The organism is Chryseobacterium sp. 22532 (assembly GCF_052044665.1).
Classification (GTDB): domain Bacteria; phylum Bacteroidota; class Bacteroidia; order Flavobacteriales; family Weeksellaceae; genus Chryseobacterium; species Chryseobacterium lathyri.
This window is the reverse complement of record NZ_JBQENJ010000001.1, coordinates 267,405-287,135: the sequence shown is the minus strand read 5'-3', so window position 1 is coordinate 287,135 and position 19,731 is coordinate 267,405. Positions and strand designations below refer to the sequence as shown.

Annotated in this window: 21 protein-coding genes; 8 read left to right on the top strand and 13 right to left on the bottom strand. The window is 39.2% G+C overall.

Features of this window, described 5'->3' with window-relative positions:
* Positions 1-13: 13 nt before the first annotated feature.
* From ACTJIV_RS01470 to ACTJIV_RS01435, 8 genes are all read right to left on the bottom strand, one after another.
* Complete coding sequence (locus ACTJIV_RS01470) at positions 14-1,723, bottom strand: diflavin oxidoreductase (protein ID WP_440625173.1); 1,710 nt, start codon at positions 1,721-1,723, stop codon at positions 14-16.
* Entirely contained in the window at positions 1,713-2,558 is an 846-nt protein-coding gene (gene cobA / locus ACTJIV_RS01465; protein ID WP_440625171.1) for a uroporphyrinogen-III C-methyltransferase, read from the bottom strand. The genes ACTJIV_RS01470 and cobA overlap by 11 nt, the downstream gene beginning before the upstream one ends.
* 24 nt (positions 2,559-2,582) lie before the next feature.
* On the bottom strand, positions 2,583-3,494 hold the full coding sequence (gene cysK / locus ACTJIV_RS01460; protein WP_440625169.1) for a cysteine synthase A: 912 nt from the start codon (positions 3,492-3,494) through the stop codon (positions 2,583-2,585).
* Between the two features lie 29 nt (positions 3,495-3,523).
* On the bottom strand, positions 3,524-4,354 hold the full coding sequence (epsC, locus tag ACTJIV_RS01455) for a serine O-acetyltransferase EpsC (RefSeq protein WP_440625167.1): 831 nt from the start codon (positions 4,352-4,354) through the stop codon (positions 3,524-3,526).
* 2 nt (positions 4,355-4,356) lie between these two features.
* Positions 4,357-5,595 carry a sulfate adenylyltransferase subunit 1 gene (locus ACTJIV_RS01450; RefSeq protein WP_336377941.1) on the bottom strand — a complete coding sequence of 413 codons (1,239 nt, stop codon included), beginning with the start codon at positions 5,593-5,595 and terminating at the stop codon, positions 4,357-4,359.
* 52 nt (positions 5,596-5,647) lie between these two features.
* Positions 5,648-6,556: a sulfate adenylyltransferase subunit CysD gene (cysD, locus tag ACTJIV_RS01445; RefSeq protein ID WP_336377942.1), complete on the bottom strand. Its 909-nt coding sequence runs from the start codon at positions 6,554-6,556 to the stop codon at positions 5,648-5,650.
* 10 nt (positions 6,557-6,566) lie between these two features.
* Complete coding sequence (locus tag ACTJIV_RS01440; RefSeq protein WP_440625165.1) at positions 6,567-7,280, bottom strand: phosphoadenylyl-sulfate reductase; 714 nt, start codon at positions 7,278-7,280, stop codon at positions 6,567-6,569.
* An 86-nt stretch (positions 7,281-7,366) separates the two neighbouring features.
* Positions 7,367-7,783 (bottom strand): RrF2 family transcriptional regulator, encoded by a 417-nt coding sequence (locus ACTJIV_RS01435; RefSeq protein WP_083996783.1) that lies wholly within the window; start codon positions 7,781-7,783, stop codon positions 7,367-7,369.
* Between the two features lie 156 nt (positions 7,784-7,939).
* Here ACTJIV_RS01435 and pepT point away from each other — a divergent pair, with 156 nt between their 5' ends.
* From pepT to ACTJIV_RS01405, 6 genes are all read left to right on the top strand, one after another.
* Positions 7,940-9,187 carry a peptidase T gene (pepT, locus tag ACTJIV_RS01430; protein ID WP_440625163.1) on the top strand — a complete coding sequence of 416 codons (1,248 nt, stop codon included), beginning with the start codon at positions 7,940-7,942 and terminating at the stop codon, positions 9,185-9,187.
* 6 nt (positions 9,188-9,193) lie between these two features.
* Positions 9,194-9,763 carry a hypothetical protein gene (locus ACTJIV_RS01425; protein ID WP_440625161.1) on the top strand — a complete coding sequence of 190 codons (570 nt, stop codon included), beginning with the start codon at positions 9,194-9,196 and terminating at the stop codon, positions 9,761-9,763.
* A 205-nt stretch (positions 9,764-9,968) separates the two neighbouring features.
* Entirely contained in the window at positions 9,969-10,163 is a 195-nt protein-coding gene (locus ACTJIV_RS01420; protein ID WP_440625159.1) for a hypothetical protein, read from the top strand.
* 153 nt (positions 10,164-10,316) lie between these two features.
* Positions 10,317-10,913: a porin family protein gene (locus tag ACTJIV_RS01415; protein ID WP_336377947.1), complete on the top strand. Its 597-nt coding sequence runs from the start codon at positions 10,317-10,319 to the stop codon at positions 10,911-10,913.
* Positions 10,914-10,989: 76 nt separating this feature from the next.
* A complete protein-coding gene (locus tag ACTJIV_RS01410) occupies positions 10,990-12,051 on the top strand; it encodes a sensor histidine kinase (RefSeq protein ID WP_440625157.1) in 1,062 nt (353 codons plus the stop codon).
* Positions 12,041-12,775: a LytR/AlgR family response regulator transcription factor gene (locus tag ACTJIV_RS01405; protein WP_440625155.1), complete on the top strand. Its 735-nt coding sequence runs from the start codon at positions 12,041-12,043 to the stop codon at positions 12,773-12,775. The genes ACTJIV_RS01410 and ACTJIV_RS01405 overlap by 11 nt, the downstream gene beginning before the upstream one ends.
* 258 nt (positions 12,776-13,033) lie before the next feature.
* Here the strand turns inward: ACTJIV_RS01405 and ACTJIV_RS01400 are convergent, their stop codons facing one another.
* The 5 genes from ACTJIV_RS01400 to ACTJIV_RS01380 all read right to left on the bottom strand — a co-directional run bounded on the left by ACTJIV_RS01400 (position 13,034) and on the right by ACTJIV_RS01380 (position 18,000).
* Positions 13,034-13,936 carry a DUF6268 family outer membrane beta-barrel protein gene (locus ACTJIV_RS01400; RefSeq protein WP_440625153.1) on the bottom strand — a complete coding sequence of 301 codons (903 nt, stop codon included), beginning with the start codon at positions 13,934-13,936 and terminating at the stop codon, positions 13,034-13,036.
* A gap of 151 nt (positions 13,937-14,087) precedes the next feature.
* Positions 14,088-15,278 (bottom strand): multidrug effflux MFS transporter, encoded by a 1,191-nt coding sequence (locus ACTJIV_RS01395; RefSeq protein ID WP_440625151.1) that lies wholly within the window; start codon positions 15,276-15,278, stop codon positions 14,088-14,090.
* Positions 15,279-15,459: 181 nt separating this feature from the next.
* Positions 15,460-16,278, bottom strand: a complete 819-nt coding sequence (locus ACTJIV_RS01390; RefSeq protein WP_440625149.1) for a helix-turn-helix domain-containing protein — start codon at positions 16,276-16,278, stop codon at positions 15,460-15,462.
* 91 nt (positions 16,279-16,369) lie between these two features.
* The gene (gene thiL, locus ACTJIV_RS01385; protein ID WP_336378185.1) at positions 16,370-17,431 is read right to left on the bottom strand and encodes a thiamine-phosphate kinase; all 1,062 of its coding nucleotides are present in this window, start codon (positions 17,429-17,431) and stop codon (positions 16,370-16,372) included.
* Between the two features lie 77 nt (positions 17,432-17,508).
* Positions 17,509-18,000 carry an acyl-CoA thioesterase gene (locus tag ACTJIV_RS01380; RefSeq protein ID WP_111954113.1) on the bottom strand — a complete coding sequence of 164 codons (492 nt, stop codon included), beginning with the start codon at positions 17,998-18,000 and terminating at the stop codon, positions 17,509-17,511.
* 113 nt (positions 18,001-18,113) lie between these two features.
* Between ACTJIV_RS01380 and ACTJIV_RS01375 the strand changes: the two genes are divergently transcribed.
* Together ACTJIV_RS01375 and ACTJIV_RS01370 are read left to right on the top strand one after the other, a co-directional pair.
* Positions 18,114-19,319 (top strand): NAD(P)/FAD-dependent oxidoreductase, encoded by a 1,206-nt coding sequence (locus ACTJIV_RS01375; protein ID WP_440625146.1) that lies wholly within the window; start codon positions 18,114-18,116, stop codon positions 19,317-19,319.
* Positions 19,316-19,726: an energy transducer TonB gene (locus tag ACTJIV_RS01370; RefSeq protein WP_440625144.1), complete on the top strand. Its 411-nt coding sequence runs from the start codon at positions 19,316-19,318 to the stop codon at positions 19,724-19,726. Before ACTJIV_RS01375 ends, ACTJIV_RS01370 begins: the two co-directional genes overlap by 4 nt.
* Positions 19,727-19,731 lie beyond the last annotated feature (5 nt).

Sequence of the window (19,731 nt, the reverse complement as noted above, 5' to 3'; positions counted from 1 at the left end):
ATCCGTTTATGATTTAGTACACATCTTTTACATATCTGCCGCTGAGTTCCAGTTCTTCCAGGTAAGCCTGAGCTTCTTCTACACTATGTTTTCCTTTATCCTGAATAATGTTCAGAATGGTTTTTTCAACATCCTTGCTCATAGGATCTCTTGTTCCGCATACGTAGAGTGATGCTCCGCTTTCCAACCAGTGATAGACCTCCTGTGCTTTTTGCTCCAGCCTGTGCTGAACGTATATTTTTTCGGCTGTATCTCTGGAAAAGGCCAGGTCTAAATGAGTTAATGTTCCGGTTTTCAGAAAATCCTGAATTTCTGCCTGATAAAGAAAATCTGAAACGAATGTCCGGTCACCAAAGAAAAGCCAGTTTCTGCCTTCTGCTCCAAGGGCATCGCGCTCGTACAGAAAAGACCGGAAAGGCGCAATGCCGGTTCCGGGACCAATCATAATGATATCTTTATCCGGCTTGGGTAATCTGAAATGTTTGGCTTCCTGAACATAGAATTCAAGGTTTTCTCCTTCCTTAAATTCAGCAAGGAAACTACTGCAGAGTCCGTTCTGCTTTTTATCATTAATAAAAAACTCGGATTTTGTTACCGTGATGTGAATTTCTGCATCACCATGAGCTTCCAGCGATGAAGAAATGGAATATAAACGTGGTGACTGCCCGGTTAAAAACTTAAGTACCTGTTCAAATTCATCGGCATTTTTTACAGGATAAATCCTCAGCAAATCGAGAAGGCTTAACCTCACTTCAGGGATATGATGCCCAGTGGTCTGTGCATATTGAGCTACTGTTGTTTTAAGCAGGTAGCTGATATTAAGATGTTTGTAGAGAAGTTCTTCTGCGCCGGCTGTAATTTTGGCGGTTGTAATCTGTTTCTGAGGATCAATCCCGGTTAGGGCAATGATCTCATCCACTTCATGTTTCGGGTTGAGGGCAATAACGCCCAATGCATCCCCTGGGCTATAGACTAAAGGTTCTTCTGTTTCTATTTCAATGTGATAGGTTTCTTTATCAGACCCAATGTCATTTAAATTGATGATTGTTGAAATTTTCCCCTGGTACTTTTTTCTTCCGGTTGATATTTTGGGAGTAACAGTGCTTTTATGACTGCTTTCTTTTGTTTTATTAGCAACATCCAGAATATGTTCTGCCCAGGTATGAGCTTCCTCTTCGTAATCAATATCACATTTTTTTAAAGGAAGAATACGCTGTGCTCCCAGTATTTCAAAACGGGAATCGATGTCCTCCCCGGTTTTGCAGAACAGAGGGTAACTGCTATCTCCCAAAGCAAGGACTCCGAATTTCAAATTACTGATATTCAAATCATTTTCATGAATATGATCATAAAACTTTTTGGCAAGAATAGGTGGATCACCCTCTCCCTGAGTACTGATAATAATGAAGAACAAATCTTCTTTAGCAAGATCTTTCGGTTTGTATTGGGAAAGGTCTGCCAGCTTTACCTGAATACCTTTCTTCTTGATGATTCCCGCAAGTTCTACCGCGAGCTTCTTACTGTTTCCGGTTTCAGTACCATAGGCAAGGGTAATTTTCTTTGCAGAAACTGTTTCTGTATGAGCTGCAAGTGTAAAATCTTCCTGTACTGTAGCATATGATCCTGCAAGGCCTGCCAGAAAACCGCTGGCCCAGACCGCTTCATCCCTTGAAAAATCGCCGGATATTTCTTTAAGGGCTTTTAATTTAATTTCAGACAGCATATTCGAATAGGTTTTGATGGTTTGACACCAGTGTTCCGTTTGTTACAGATTTAAAGTAAATCCCTTCCTGTATAGGTGTTTTCAGCCAGGAAAACTCATTGTGCAGGTTAACTACTTTCCCTATCACGACCAATGATGGAGATATAAAATCTTTATTCCCGAATTTTGCATGAAAATCCTCTATGGATGAGGTATATACTTTCTGATAAGGGGTGGTAGCCTGTTCAATCACCGCAATCTTCTTCTCATCAGTTTTGCCTAGTGCTAAGAATTTATCTACCAGGCCATTGAGGTTTCCTTTAGACATATAAAAAACAAGAGTATCTTCTGATGTTCCCAGTTCTTTCCAGTATTCATCACTGAGAATTTCTGTTTTATAATAGGTCAGAAAGCGTACGGATGTGGCATACCCTCTTGCCGTTAAAGGTATTCCGGCATAGGCTGCTGCTCCTGAAGCTGCTGTAATTCCAGGGATGATTTCAAATGGTATATGATGCTCTTTCAAAGCTTTCAATTCATCCAGAACATTGGAAAAAAAGGATATATCCCCTCCTTTAAGCCTTACCACGGTTTTTCCCAGGGAAGCATAGTCCACAATTAATGTATTGATGCGGGACTGCGGTGTAGAAGCATTTTTACTGCATTCTTTTCCAACATATATAATTTCGGCTTTTTTATTGGCGTAACGGTCTATTATTTCAGGGCTTACAAGACGGTCGCATAAGATAACGTCGGCAGCAGCAATAGCTTTTACCGCTTTCACAGTGATCAGATCAGGGTCGCCGGGTCCTGCACCGACAAGGAAAACCTGTGGTGAACTACTAGTATGTTTCATTTTTAATCTTTTTATTGGTGGGTTCTAGAACAGTCCTTCAATGGACAGGTATCTTTCGCCTGTATCATAGTTTACCGTAAGAATGGTAGATCCGTCCGGGATTTCAGGCAGTTTTTTTGCTACTGCTGCTAAAGCTGCTCCTGTGGAAATCCCAACGAAAAGACCTTCTTTTTTGGCGGCATTTTTTGTGTATTCAAAAGCTTCGTCTTTATTAATCTGAACAATTTCATCTAATAGAGCTGTATCAAGTATGGAAGGAATGAATCCTGCACCCAGACCCTGCAAAGGATGTGGAGCGGGAGCACCTCCGCTGAGTACGGGAGACAGCTCGGGCTCAACAGCAATTACTTTAATATTGGGAAACTTCTGTTTAAGAACCTGTGCAATTCCGGTAATATGTCCTCCGGTTCCTACTCCGGTGATAAGGTAATCGGGTCCTTCCGGAAAGTCTTTGAGGATTTCCTGGGCGGTGGTTTCAACATGCACTTTTACATTAGCCGGGTTATCAAATTGCCTCGGGATCCATGAATTCGGGGTTTCCTTTGCCAGTTCTTCTGCTTTTTCAATGGCTCCTTTCATTCCCTTTTCTCTGGGAGTCAAAACGAATTCTGCTCCGTATGATTCCATAATTTTACGGCGTTCCAAACTCATACTTTCCGGCATCACGAGAATCAGCTTATAATTTTTTACAGCAGCTACCAGGGCAAGTCCAATTCCTGTGTTTCCGCTTGTAGGCTCTATAATGATGCTGTCTTTATTCAGAAGACCTTTAGATTCAGCATCTTCGATCATTGACAAAGCAATTCTGTCTTTGATGCTTCCGCCCGGATTTGCTTTTTCCAGCTTGATCCAGACTTCATGTCCGGCACCGAAAAGCTGATTAATTTTTACAACCGGGGTATTTCCGATGGTTTCTAATGTGTTTTGGAACTTCATACCGATTCAATTTTATGTTGTTTTGTTGTTTATATTACAAATGTTAAAGATTCAGGAAGCGGTCCGTTATCTTTTATTTTTATTTCACTTTTATTATAGACTAAGGAATTGGAAGGTACATTTTGGGTAATCCACACATTTCCACCTATGATGCTATCTCTGCCGATGGTTGTATCTCCTCCTAAAATGGTTGCCCCTGAGTAAATAATCACGTGATCTTCAATATTGGGGTGCCTTTTCTCATTGGCTTTATCTTTTGAAACATGTAAGGCTCCCAATGTTACTCCCTGATATAGCTTCACATGATTGCCAATAACCGTTGTTTCTCCAACCACAATCCCGGTTCCGTGGTCAATAAAGAAATGTTCTCCAATAACCGCCCCCGGATGAATATCTATTCCTGTCCTGCTGTGCGCATATTCTGAGATTATGCGTGGCAGTGTTTTTACTTTTTGAATCCAAAGCTGATGCGAAATTCTATAGACATAGGTCGCAAAAAATCCGGGATAAGAGAGAAGTATCTCTTCCAAAGACTCTGTTGCGGGATCAAACTCCAGGATAGATTCAGCATCGAGAATCAGTTTATCATAAATATCAGGCAAGGCCAGAAAAAAAGCATTGGTTTGATTTTCAACGGAAACCTTATCAATCTCTGTACTTCCTATTAAATCAAAAAGAAGTTTACTCAGTATTTCAAAATCATTGTAAAGCTGATCACCCGTGTTTACCTGTTTGGGAAGAAACAGGAGATTGTACAGCTCTGTGACAAAATTTTCCATTTTGTTCTGATCAAAGAACCGGGTGGAACTGATTTGCTTTTTTTCAAGAATCTTCTTAATAAAATGATCTGATATTTTCATTTCTACTGAATTATACAGGCTGCAACTGTAGCATTGGACGTTTCATCTACCAGAATAGCGGATCCTGTTTTTTTATTGCTTATAAAATCATCAAATACTAAAGGCTGCGCCGTCCGTATGGTTACTTTTGCAATTTCATTGAGCCTGATGTCTTCTTCTGCCGTTTCTTTTTCCAGTGTATTGACATTGATTTTGTAGTCGACCTGTTTTACCACAGCTTTCAACTGCCTGCTGTGATGTTGCAGCAGGTATTTATTTCCCGGCTGCAGGGCTTTATGATCAAGCCAGCACAACAATACTTCTATTTCTTTTTCCACATTGGGAAGCTCTTCTGCCGAGGTAAAGAAATCTCCTCTGCTGATATCTATATCTTCTTTAATCTGAATAACAACAGGCTGTCCTTCAAAAGCCTCCTGAACCTCAGCACCATTCACTTCTATTGCTGTAATTTCAGTGATTATTCCAGCCGGAAGTATGGCTATTTTATTTCCTTTCTGAAAGCTTCCACTGACGACTTGCCCGGCATAACCGCGGTAATCATGCAATTCTTCGGTCTGCGGACGGATGACATACTGCACCTGAAAACGGCTGCCACTGTTCTGCTCCTGATGAAGCTGCACTTCTTCCAAGTATTCAAGAAGGGAACTTCCTTTATACCAGCCTGTAACAGGAGATAAGGAAACGATATTATCCCCTTTCAATGCTGAAATCGGGAAATAGGTAACATCATTTAAACCTAAGCCTTCTGCGATCTTGGAATAATCTGTTTTAATCGTTTCAAAAACATCTTCCGAATAATCCACCATATCCATTTTATTGATCGCAACAGCTACTTTTTTCAGTTTAAGTAATGAAGCAATAATGGAATGTCTCCTCGTCTGCTCAATGACTCCTTTACGGGCATCAATGAGAATCACCATAAGATCTGAATTAGAAGCTCCGGTAATCATGTTTCGGGTATACTGAACATGCCCCGGAGCATCTGCAATAATAAATTTTCTTTTTGATGTCGAAAAATACCGGTAAGCGACATCAATGGTGATTCCCTGCTCTCTTTCTGCACGGAGCCCATCCGTTAAAAGAGCAAGGTCTACCCCATCATCATTTTTGTTTTTAGAGTGTTTTTCAAGTACTTCCAGCTGATCCTGTAAAATGCTCTTGCTATCGTAAAGCAGTCTTCCAATGAGGGTACTTTTACCGTCATCTACACTTCCTGCTGTTATTAATCTTAATATATCCACGATTTTTTATTTATGAGTGATACATGATAAGTAATGTCTGATTGATTACCTATTAGAAATAGCCTCCTTTTTTCCGGTCTTCCATGGCCGCTTCTGTAACACGGTCGTCAATTCTGGTCTCTCCTCTTTCTGATATTCTGGTGGCTACAATTTCTTCAATTACCCTGTCAACGGTTGCCGCTTCAGATTCTACGGCTGCTGTACAGGTCATATCACCTACAGTGCGGTAACGGATCCGTTTTGTTGTTACAATGTCACTTTCTTCCAGTACGGCAAACTCAGAATTAGCGATCCATTGCCCATTAAGGTCTACGACTTCTCTTTCATGCGAAAAGTAAATAGATGGCAGTTCTATATGCTCTCTGCGGATGTAGTTCCATACATCCAATTCGGTCCAGTTGCTTATTGGGAAAACTCTTACATTCTCTCCTTTATGGATTTTTCCGTTAAAAATATTCCAAAGCTCGGGACGTTGGAGTTTGGGGTCCCATTGTCCGAATTCATCTCTTACAGAAAATATTCTCTCTTTTGCACGGGCCTTTTCTTCATCCCTCCTTGCTCCTCCTATGCATGCGTCGAACTCAAACTCTTCAATTACATCCAACAATGTAAAGGTTTGCAGCCAGTTACGGCTCGGGAATTTACCTTTAGGTTCTGTAAGTTTTCTTTTCTGAATGGTATCTTCTACTTTCCGTACAACCAAATCCACATTCAGTTCTCCAGCCAGCTGATCTCTGAAATCTAAAACCTCCTGAAAATTGTGTCCGGTATCAATATGGACGAATGTAAAAGGGATCTTTCCGTGAGGAAATGCTTTTGCTGCCAGATGAGCCAGAACAATACTGTCTTTTCCGCCACTGAACAGTAATGCCGGACGCTCAAACTGTCCTGCAACCTCTCTGAGGATATAAATGGACTCAGATTCTAGCTGATCTAAATAATTTAACTGATATAATGACATAGTATATTTTTTATTGATGAACATGTAAGCCGCATTCTTTCTTGTCAGCATCTTCCCACCACCATCGGCCGGCTCTGAAATCTTCGCCCTCTTTGATCGCTCTGGTACAGGGTTCACATCCGATGCTTACAAACCCTTTTTTGTGAAGGTGATTATAAGGAAGCTGATGTGTTTTTACATAGTCTGCCACCTGTTCCGTGGTCCAGTGAAGAATAGGATGAAACTTAATGATCTGATGATCGGGGTCCCATTCCAGCTGCGGCATTTCTTTCCTGCCAGCAGAATGCTGAGATCTTAAGCCTGTAATCCAGACCTTATATCCCTGAAGAGCCTTTTTCAGAGGCTGAACCTTTCGGATATTACAGCAAGCTTTTCTATTTTCCACGGACTGATAAAAGGAATCCGGTCCGTTTTCTGAGACAAATTTCTGCAGGGCTTCCGGATCCGGATAATAGGCTTTTATATTTTTTTTAAAGAATGCTCTGGATGAGGTCCAGGTTTCGTAGGTCTGTTCAAAAAGTCTTCCTGTATCCAGAGTAAAAATATCAATATCAAGATTTTTTATCAGATGATTCACAACCTGGTCTTCATAGCTGAAGCTGGTAGAAAATATAACTTCTCCCGGAAATTTTTCTGCTAGAACCTGCAAAAAATCGGCACTCACAACACCTGTAGAGGCATTTTCGAGAAGGTTATTGAATTCTATTTTCAGAGCGTTTTCCATTTTTAAATTGAAATTAACTTCTGCAAATATATATAAATCCTATTTATCCTACCAAATTACTAGGATATAAAAATTAAAAAAAATTTTCAGCTGTTTTTTATAAAGGAAGTAAGGGTAGCTTCCATCATACTTTTTCTTGTTTTTTCTCTTACTATGATCAGCTCATTTCTAAGGTAGCATGTTGCTTCATCGACACAGTCGTCACAAGGTTCATAGAAATTTATTGAAATACAGGGAGTTAAGGCAATCGGTCCTTCAAAAATCCGGTAGATATCTGCCAATGAAATATCATCGGGTGACTTCAGGAGGTAATAGCCCCCCGCTGTTCCCTGCTTGCTGTTGACCAGCTTGGCTCTTTTAAGTTCAAGAAGAATCTGTTCTAAAAACTTTTTTGAAATATTTTCATCCTGTGCAATAATAGCAGTTGACAAAAACCCCTGGTTGTAGTTTCTTGCCAATCTTACCATTGCTTTCAATGCATATTTGCAACGTTTGGACATCATAATTGATGCAAGTTATGATAATTTATTTGATTATCGAAATCACTGTTTGGAATTGAAAAAATGAAACACTTTTACGGGTTGAAAGATGCCAGAAAGATGGCCTAAATTTTAAATTTGAAAAATTTACATTGTATATTTGTTGGAAATTTATGATCGATGAGTATAATAGAATTCAACCCATTGTGGAAAGAGAAATTACTGAACCGTTTTCTCGCTTATGTAAAAATATATTCAACCAGTGATGCAGAAAGCGAAACGACTCCTTCTACTCCACGCCAGTGGGACATTGCAAAATATATTACTGAGGAACTGAAAACTATTGGTCTGGAAGATGTTTCTCTTGATGACAATGGCTATATTATGGGGTATATTCCTTCTAACCTGGAAGATGATAACAGGCCTACGATTGGTTTTATTTCACATTATGACACTTCACCGGATTTCAGTGGTGAAAATGTAAAACCACAGATTTGGAAAAACTATGACGGAAGTGATCTTGTTCTGAATCAGGCCACAGGATTTACACTATCCGCTTCAAAATTTGAAAGCTTAAAAAAATATATCGGACAAACCCTGATCACGACTGACGGAAATACGCTTTTAGGAGCTGATGATAAGGCTGGCTGTGCAGAGATTGTAACTGCTGCGGAATATCTTATTGCACATCCGGAAATTAAGCACGGAAGAGTTGCTGTAGGATTTACTCCTGATGAAGAGATCGGCAGAGGAGCGCATAAATTTGATGTAGCTAAATTCGGTGCAGAATGGGCCTATACTATGGATGGAAGTGAAGTGGGAGAATTGGAATATGAAAACTTCAATGCTGCCGGAGCTGTGGTAAAAATCCACGGATTAAGCGTTCACCCGGGTTATGCTTATGGAAAAATGGTGAATGCAAGCCTTTTAGCCGCTGAATTTATCCAGATGCTTCCAGAGAATGAAACTCCGGCTACGACTAAAGGTTTTGACGGATTCTATCATTTAATGGATATTACAGCTGATATTTCTGAGGCTAAGCTTCAATATATCATCCGTGATCATGATGAGGAAAAGTATGAAGCCAGAAAAAAATTCATGGAGGAAAAAGTAGCTGAATTCAACCAAAAATACAGTGCAGGCACTGCCGATGTGGAAATAAAAGAACAGTACAGAAACATGAAGCAGCAGTTTGAAGGAAAAATGCACATCATCGATCTTGCTGCAAAGGCCATGAAAGAAGCTGGTATTGAACCTAAAATCAAAGCGATCAGAGGAGGAACAGACGGAGCTCAGCTCTCTTATATGGGGCTGCCATGTCCGAATATTTTCGCAGGGGGAATGAACTTCCACGGTCCTTACGAATATGTTGCTTTGGAAAGCATGGAGAAGGCGGTTGAGGTGATCATTAATATTGTTAAAGCTTAATAGGTTATGAAAAGACTCTTAGCATTAGTATTCATTATATCTTTTGTTTTCAGCCAGGCACAGATCTCTGAATTTGATAAAGCCGATTCCCGTTATGAAAGAAAGAAAAAGGCTCTGTATAAAAAATACCCTAAGCCTAATGATTTAAAAACTAAGCAGGAGTGGCTTATTACTGAGGAGAAAATATCGGCATATAAAAATGCTTTAGATAAAATTTATGAAGAGGAAAACAAAGCAGTAACGGATGTTCCGCCTCCTGTGGCTCCGAAGATCACCAAGGAAGCCGAGTATGCAACCGGAAAAGCTTCGTTTCAAAAGCTTTTAAATGAAGCAGTAGACCTCTGTTTCCTGAATTTTGCCGTTAATCCTTATAAAATAACTTTAAAATTCACTTTAGACTCTAAAGGGAATGCATATCATGTGAAAGTAAAAGGCAATAACGAAGATGTAAACGCATTTATAGAAGCAGCTTTTTACCGTATTAAAGATAAGGGCAAATGGAAGCCCGCAGAATCGAATGGACGGCCGGTACTTTCTGTAGTGAGCCTTCCTTTACAATTAAATTTCAGTAAATAAAACAGATCAACCCATTGCAGATGCAGTGGGTTGTTTCTTTTGTCTTGCGTAAAATTTCCACTCATTATTTCTCATATTGATGAAAAATATTTATTTTTTTGATTATATTAACTTATACATCAGACTATTAACTTAAAAATCAATTTATTATGAAAAAAATGAAAAAAATTTTGAGAAAGATCTTTCCATAATTCTTGGAAGTTGAATGGACGGCTGCCATATGAATGGCGATTCTGTGTTCTGCTGGACAGACTGTGAATGTACCTTCGGAAAAGCCCGTGAGATGTACGATGATGGAAATCCGGGAAGCTGTATTGCCGTAGGAGGTAGTGGAAATCCGGGTGGCGGCGGAACAGGCGGATGCACTCCTCCAACGATCTGCGAAGAAGAGCCCTTTTAACCCATACCTGTCGGAAGCCAAGCCCTTCTGATTTTTTTATATTCTTTTCAGCCAAAAAACGAACCTCATCCAAGCATCCTTGCCGTTCATCAAATAAAGTTTTATCTCATTCTTCATAGTTGTTGTTTTGCACCAGATTATTAACAACAATTTATGAAACAGCAGATTTTAGCACTAAGCTCACTTTTATTATGTATCACATGCTCGGTTGAGACTAAAGCACAGCAGACTCCGGCTTTCCACATCGGGATAAAGGGTGGGGCAACCTATACAAAAACCTCAACAGAGTCTTCTGCACTGGAAGGAAAATACGGTTTTGGATATCAGGGAGGAATTATGACAAGAATGGATATTGGAAGCCTATATGTGCAGGGGGAAGCTTTATTCAACAAGAGGAAGACCTCTTACAACTCCAAAGACGGAAGCACTCCAAAGCTTACCTGGAACTCTATTGACATTCCGATAGTAATCGGTTATAAATTGATCAACACCCAGGATTTCAATGTAAGAGCCTTTGCCGGAGGAGTTTACAGCTATGCATTTAAAAATAATCTGTCGACATCCAAAGCATTGCAGGAAGGTTTTAAAAGCTTTGATAAATCTAACATCGGAATTACGGGAGGTATCGGAGTAGATTATAAAAACTTTACCGCAGACCTCAGGTACGAAACAGGACTTACGAGCATCAGTAAGGAGTTTAAATCTAAACCCAACAGCTTTACGCTCGGGATAGGATATTTCTTATTTTAAAAACTTAAAGTACCTTTACCTATTAGAAACTGCGCCCTGCAGTTTCTAATTTTTTATAACCTACGTTATCTTATCCATGACACAACCTTTAATTTTAAAAAAATATTTTTTTGTTGCTATTTTCTGGCTCGTTTTTGCAGCTGCAGTGTATATCAACTTTCAGGCTAGTTCTGACAAGGTCTCATCCGTATTCCAGACAATTGCCCTGGTGGTCTCTTCATTCTTTTTCACTCATTTTCTTACCACCAAACTCCTTCCAAAAGCATTGCGGTTAAAAAAAATGAAATTATTTCTGATCCAGGCTACAGGAGTCATCCTTTTATTGAGCTTCATCTATTCTCTGATCTTCACTTATATTGAAATAGGCTCAAAAAATCAGCTTCCAGCCGACTTTACCGATCATCTTCCTTTCTTATGGAAGGGTTTTTATCTGGCGCTACCCGCTTCATTTCTCATCAATGGATCTACTTGCGGCATCAAGTTTTATCAGGAACACGGAAAAATAGAACGGGATCATATTCTTCTTCAGCAGGCTCATTTAGAAAATCAGCTCAAACTGCTGCAGGACCAGATCAACCCTCATGTGGTTTTCAATATTTTGAATCATATTCATATTCTGATGAAAACGGATACAAAACTTGCTGATTATCTGCTGCTCAAATTTTCAGATATTCTCCGTTATCAGCTCTATCACTGCAGTCAGAACCTTGTTCCTCTGGATAAGGATATTGAACATCTGCAGAATCTGGTAGAAGTTGAAAAGCTAAGATGGGGAAATGAACTGGAAGTGAATGCAGACTGGAGTACCGGAAATAACAGGTCGTTTATTGCTCCTCTTCTTCTGGTTCCATTTATCGAAAATGCATTTAAGTATGTCTGCAGACTGCCCGGTCATAAAGGTTATGTAAAGATTTCCTGTATAGAGAAGGACGGTTTTCTTTTGTTTTATGCCGAAAACTCTTGTTCGGAACCAGCAACCTATAAAAAGAAGGACGGCTCCGGCGGGATTGGACTTCAAAATGTACAAAAACGTTTAAAATTACAGTATCCGAATGCTCACGAACTTACGATTGTGACAGCCGATAATGTATACAAAGTAACTCTAACCTTACAATTATCTGACAATAATGAGCAGTAATATCCCTAAAATAAAATGTCTGATCATCGATGATGAGCCTTTGGCCAGATTTCACCTGAAAGAGCTGGCGGATCAGATTGATTTTTTATCCGTTGAAGGCACCTGTGCCACAGCACTGGAAGCCGATTCCATAGTGAAGGAAAAAGAAATTGACCTTCTTTTTCTGGATATTAATATGCCTTACTTAAGCGGTCTTGAGTTTCTGGAACAGCTTGAAAATCCTCCTTTATGCATTCTCACAACCGCCTATTCCGAATATGCCCTGGAAGGTTACCGGCTGCAGGTTGTGGATTATCTTCTGAAACCTATTGCCTTTAACCGTTTCTATCAGGCCGTGAACAAAGCACAACAGCAGTTTATTGTTTCTGAAAAGATGAAGAAGAACTCCCCTTTTGATGATCCTTTTCTGTATGTAAGACAATCTGATACCTTCATAAAAGTCTCTTGGGTAGATATCCTGTATATTGAAAGCATGCAGAACTATACGAAACTGCACTTTAAAGACAAGTCTCTGGTCATTCATCAAACAATGAAAGCTGTTGAAGAGTCTCTGCCATCCGAACATTTTTTCAGGATCCACAAATCTTTCCTGATCAATATCATCCATATCGACATGATCTCAGGCGGACGTCTTTACATCAATAAAACAGAGCTTCCTATTTCCCGCACCCGAAAAGAAGAACTGCTTAATCAGGTGGTGTATAAGAAGCTTATTAGTAAGTAGATTTGGAAAGGAAGAGGGAGGCTGGATGATGGAAGTTATTATTCTCGAAAATTAAATGTTCTACTTTTCTATTTAAACCTATCTCATCAAATTATATGAATAAGGATGGGAGATTGGAGCGAGAAGTTATTGAAGCCGTTAAGAAAATCGATCTTTTATTTATACACTTTGGTGAATCGTGTCTAATCAATTGACAACAAGTTAATAATCGTTGGATAGTTACTCCCATCTCCCCACCCCATCTTCCATCTTAATCACTTAAGGCAAATTCCACCTCAGCGATACGGCTGCATAAAATGTGGTGGCAAATTTGGGATCTGCTATTTTTTTGTCTTTGAAAATACTTTTGATCTTTCTGTCGTTTTCATTGAAACTTCTCAACAGTGCTGTTCCTCCTGTAAGACGAAGGCTTAGCTTGTCATTGAGCTTCAGCTCTGGCCTAATTCCGGCTGTGATCTGTTGGTAGCCCAACAACATGGATTTTCCCTCTTTACTTCTTTCTACAGTCATTCCGCTGAGGTTGACCACAGCTTTTAAAGCAAATCTGTCTGAAAACAGGTAGCCTGCTTCCATTCCTTCCGGAAAGTTGATGTTGAATTTAATTTTACCATTTGTTTTCCAGTCGAAATAGATCCACGGTAATATCATAGGAACTCCAAAGGCAGTTGTCAATACAGGTCCTCCTCCCAAAGCCAGATTGGGATTGAAGTGTCTGATAAATAATACTCCTCCCTGTCCGAGAATATCGTCAGAACTTATCTGCTCCAGATCGGTGTAAACTCCAACTGTAGCTGTCATCATCATGCTCCATTTTTTTCCTAATGGCCTTATGTGCTGGATTCCGGCCTGCGCATTCAGCATCTGATCAGGAAACAGCTGTTTTTCATAGTCTTTATGGATCATTTTTGCATATGATCCGCTAAGTAAAAGTGACCAGGCTTTTATCTTTCCGCTGCTGTCTTTTTTCATTGACAATGGAATGCTGAGGTTAAGATCTGCTCTTTTAAAGTTACTTTTAGAATTGGTTTTCACACTGTCTTCCGGACGTATATAACTGGAAAAAGGTATATATTCAGTCTTAAGCTCTCCTGATATTCCGGATTGTGCACTGACCCAATATCCGAGCAGACAGCAGGCAGCTGCCAAAAGATTTCTCTTCATAATTTAAATTTTATGCAAAGAGATACTTTTAGAAGGCGGTTACAAAAATTACTTGATTAAGTGCTCAAATAGTATGACCAAACGGAAAAACTGTATGATAATATACAAATAGTACTTCACTCAACATGAGTTCAAACCTACTAGAATTTCATTATACTGAGGTTTTTTTATTCTTAAATGAGCGGTAAGCAAACCAAACCGCAATGAATGCAATGCCTGTACGCAAAATAACCATTGGCATAATGGAATCTGCTTCTAAAAGTCCAGCCAGTCCTGAAAGTAAAAAAGTAACCATCAGCTGCATAAAACCCATTACAGCAGCAGCTGTCCCTCGCCCTTCTTTAAAAGGAGACAAAGCATGAGCAGAAGTGATGGGAAAAAGAATTCCTATAGCCAGCAATGAAAGGTATAACATCATAATTTCCAGTGCTACTGAAAGATTTCCGGCAGCGATGAAGATATGCAGGCTGCATACGATCAACAGCATAAGGGTAGCTACTAGTAAAAGCTTTGTATCGCTTATTCTCTTTATTAATTTAGGTGTAATATATGCAGCGGTTATTAAGGCTAATGAATTAAAACCAAATATCAGGCTGAAAACGCCGCTGGAGAACCCATGAAGTTTCATAAATAAAAACGGTGCATTGGAAATATAAATGATCAGGGAAGCGAAGGCAATACTTCCAATCATCGTGCTGTTGATGAATTCTTTATTGGAAAGTATTGCTTTTAGATGATCTTTTAATCCTTTTTCATCTTCAGCATGATCTGAAAGCGTCATTCTTGCATTCGTTTCGGGAACATATTTATATACCATTAATAGGGTTAAAAGACCCATTATGCTCAAAAAAGCAAATGAGCTGTTCCATCCCCAAAATTTAAGAAATACACTTCCCAGAAGCGGTGCAACAATAGGAGCAATTCCGCTGATCTGAGACTGCTGCGAAAATATGGCTACAGATTTCTGCCTGTCATAAAGGTCGATAACGATTGCTCTCCCGATCACAATTCCAGCACTTCCACCGAATGCCTGCAGAAAACGCATCGCCCATAATATATAAATGTTTTCTGTAAAAAATATGGCTGTAGCACCTGCAATAAAAAGAAAAAGTCCACAGTACAGCATGGGTTTACGTCCTGTCCTGTCAGACAAAGGTCCCCAAAGTAATTGTCCGAAAGCAAATCCTGCAAAAAACACAGAAATTGAGATCTGGATATGTCCGATATCGGTTTGGAAAATCTGTGCCATACTTGGAAAAGCGGGCAGATACAGGTCTATACTCAGTGATTCCAGGGTGTTGAGCAGTGCCAGAATAAACACTACGATACTTAAATTTCTCATAAAGGGGTTCAATCATTCAACGATCTACACAGATCGTTTTTTCTCGTGGCAAAATTCCAGTAAAAAACACAGCTTTTCAATACAGTAACTGAAGGAAGACCAGCACAAACTGAGGATTACATTTTGTAATTTTTATGAAAACTTATTATTTTAAAATGAATTTAAAAGAACTTTCTGAAGATTAAGCTTTTCCTTCTTTAAATCCCTCCGGATTCCGGCCGGTATGTTTTTTGAAAAAACGTGAGAAATAAGACGCGTCGCTGAATCCCAGTTTAAAAGCAATTTCTTTAACGGTTAAAGCACCAAAGCTAAGTTCCCTTTTAGCTTCCAAAACAAGTCTCTGAGCAATCATTTTTTTCACAGTCGTTCCTCTGGACAAACGAACAATATCGTTGAGATGATGGGTGCTTATTTTGATCTGATCAGCATAGAAACGGGTATCTTTTTCAGCTGTATAATGTTCTTCAATCAGGCTTACTAGCTCTTGAATACGCTGCCTGTCATTAATTGATGGGTTTTGCAGACTAATCTGTTCTGTGATGATGATGCAGAATGCCCGCAGATAGGATTTTAATAAATCTAACCTGGAAGATCCATTATATTCTTTTTCCATCAGTGAGATGATTGTACTACAGGTTTCTCCGCTTTGAGGATCTAAAGAAAAAGGACATGTTCCTCCTGTGAGGATTGTTTCTATATCGCTGGCTTCCTTAAAGATTTCCCTGCTCACAGCGAGTACATACCCCTTTTCACCTCTCAGTTTCATATTGAATACCTGTCCCGGCGCAATAATGCAAATCTGGTTATTTTTAAGGATATGACTTTCAAAATCCAGTTCCAGACTGCTGTTTTCTTTCACATGACTGAACCAGATAATCTCAAAGAAATTGTGACGGTGAACATCATTAAAATTTTCCGGATGTCCTGTATCAAGAGTCATCAGCTGAAACTGTTCGGAGGTGAGATGATGGGTGGGGATGTTTTTTTCTGATGTAGGCATTAATCAATTTTTTAATATTATTCAACTAAACAAAAACCACAGCAAAAAATGCTGCGGTTTTCTACAATATTCAAATTAAATATAATTCTATTTATTTTTGCTGGCTGTTTAAAAAAGCATCCCAGCCCTGTGCCGTAAGGGGAACAAGCTGATTAGAGCCCCTTGCTACCATATAGTTACCTTCTTCATTGTCTACAGCATGACCAATGATCGTAAAGTCAGGATGGTTTTTAATCTTATCAAAATCATTTGGTGAAATAGTGAACAGCAGTTCATAATCTTCGCCACCGCTTAATGCAGTCATGACCGGGTTAAGGTTCATTTCATCCGCTGTGGAAATCGTAAGGCTGTCCATCGGGATTTTCTCTTCATATAATCTGAAACCGGTTTTAGACTGGTCAGAAAGGTGAAGGATCTCAGAAGCCAGACCGTCAGAAATATCGATCATGGAAGTCGGTTTGATATCCAACTCTTCCAAAATTGCTTTAACGTCTGTTCTTGCTTCAGGTTTAAGCTGTCTTTCAAGAATATAGTCATAGCCCTCCATTTCGGGCTGCATATTTGGGTCGGCGAGGAAAACAGCATGTTCTCTTTCAAGGATCTGCAATCCCATGTAAGCACCACCCAAATCTCCACTTACAACCAGAAGGTCATTAGGTTTTGCCCCGCTTCTTTTTACAATATTCTCTTCATCCTCAATTCCTACAGCAGTAATACTCATAACAAGTCCGGAATTAGAGCTTGTGGTATCTCCACCAATAAGATCAACTTTATATCTTGCACAAGCAGCCTGAATTCCGGAATAAATTTCTTCTAAAGCTTCTACCGGAAAACGGCTGGACACGGCCATAGAAACCAAAATCTGCGTCGGCACAGCATTCATTGCTGCAATATCGCTGAGGTTTACGACAACAGCTTTGTAGCCTAAATGCTTTAATGGGACGTAGCCTAAATTAAAGTGAACTCCTTCTGCAAGGACGTCCGTTGTAAGAACAACTTTTTTATTTCCAGGATTGATAACTGCCCCATCATCTCCTACTCCAAGTTCCGAAGACTCATTGGATAGTGGAAAATATTGTGTCAAATGCTTTATAAGACCAAATTCTCCTAATTTGGAAATGGGAGTAAGTTCCTGTGATTTATCTTCAAACATAATTTCTTTTGTATTAATGTTCAGTGTAAAATGTATTAAAGACATTCAACATTGAACTGTGAACTTTAAACTTCGAATTAGCTAAATTCTGCCGGATCCACATTATTTGGCTGGAAAGGAAGCTTTTTGAAATCTTCCCTACTCATCACTATTGTTTCAGGGCTTTTATATTTGTTCATTGCTTCAACCACATCATCCGGCGGGGTTGTCATTTTTCTCAGCATCATATCGATCCACACTCCTGTAGCCTCTGCAGTGGCACAATGTACTCCGTCCGGCGTATAGAATTTATGGAGAAATCTATAGATGGAAGAGTCTTCCGAGCATCCATCTATCTCAAGGCTTACGATAACCGTCTGGTCGGCGTAAATCTCTTTGAAGAAAGAATATCTTTCATGCAGAATCACAGGTCCTATTCCCCATCGGCTCAACTGGGTTACTCCCATTTTTTCTTTGGTCATAAAGGCCATTCTGGACTGGGCACAGTACTGTACATATGATGAATTGGCTAAGTGCTTGTTGGCATCAAGGTCACTCCAGCGTACTTCGAATTTATGGTAAAAAATCATGTAAAAGTTGTTTTTAGTATGATTAAATTATAATCTTCAAAATTACTCAAATAAGATGGTTTATAAAAATTGTACTTTTGAAAAAATAATCTTCAGCATAGGATTACCATTACATGAAACAGATCATCATTATCGGAGGTGGCGCCGCAGGCTTTTTCTGCGCATCGAATCTTGACGAAAAAAAATATAAAATTACCATCCTTGAACAGAACTCAGATGTACTTCAGAAGGTAAAAATCTCAGGTGGCGGACGTTGCAATGTTACGCATGCCTGTTTTGATCCAAGGGAACTGGTTCAGTTTTATCCAAGGGGAAATAAGGAACTGCTAAGTGTTTTTACCAAATTTCAGCCGGGAGATACTATGGATTGGTTTGACCAACGCAATGTACCATTGAAAATTGAGAATGATAACCGGGTTTTTCCGGAAAGCAATTCTTCACAGACCATTATCAATACTTTCCTGAATGAAATTCAGAATAAAAAGGTTGAGGTCAAAACAAAATGTTCTGTAAAAGAAATTGAAAAACAGGATGAAAAATATCTTGTCAAGACCAGTTTGGGAGATTTTCAGGCGGATTATGTCGTTTATACGACCGGAAGTTCTCCGAAATCACTGAAAATCGTTGAAAATCTGGGTCACAAGATCATAGATCTCGTCCCATCACTTTTTACCTTCAATATTAAAGATGAATTGCTACAGGATATTCCCGGAACCAGCTTTGAAAATGCTGAAATCTCAATTCCTTCCTTAAAAACTGAAGAAAATGGACCTTTATTGATCACACATTGGGGCCTTTCAGGACCTGCTGTTCTGAAAATTTCAGCATGGGAAGCGATAAGTCTTGCGAAATCAAAGTACCATTTTGAAATTGAAGTGAATTTTATTTCAAAATCTGTGGATGAGGCTGAAGAAAGTTTCCATAATTTTAAACAGTCAAATCCCAAGAAAACGATAGGCCAGGCGAAGATCTTTGACATTACCAACCGATTCTGGCAGAAAATATTGGATGTTTCACAGGTTGATCTTAATAAACAAATCTCCAATATTTCAGGGAAAGAAATACAGAAGATCCTTGAAAACCTTTGTAGAAAAAAGCTGAAGGTTACGGGAAAGTCTACTTTTAAAGACGAGTTTGTAACCGCCGGAGGCGTTGATTTAAAGGAAATTAACTTTAAAAATATGTCTTCAAAACTACTCTCGAATTTTTATATTGCCGGAGAAGTTTTGAATATTGATGCTGTGACGGGAGGATTTAATTTCCAAGCATGCTGGAGTGAGGCGTGGCTTATTTCACAACATTTAAATAATTTATCATGATGAAAAAAATAATATTATTCATCTTATTTTTAAGTACAATAACAGCATATACGCAAACACTTGACACCATAAAAACACCTTCTGTTCAAAATGTTTCGGAAGATTCTGACACTTCAAGATACCCTGGAGGGATGATGAAATTCCGAAAAGATCTCGCGGACAAAATAAATCTGAACCGAATAAAAGGAATAAATGGCATGACAGGTACCATCACTTCGAAAGCAAAAATTATAATTAATGCAAAAGGCAAAATAGAAGATATCTTAGTAACCGGAGACAATGCTGATTTCAATAAAGAAATAATAAGAGCTATAAAATCGATGAAAAACAGATTGAAACCACTGGAGTCCAATGGAAAGGTTGTCCGCAGCTATTTTAGTTTCCCTCTCACTTTAAGCTTTGAATAACGAGC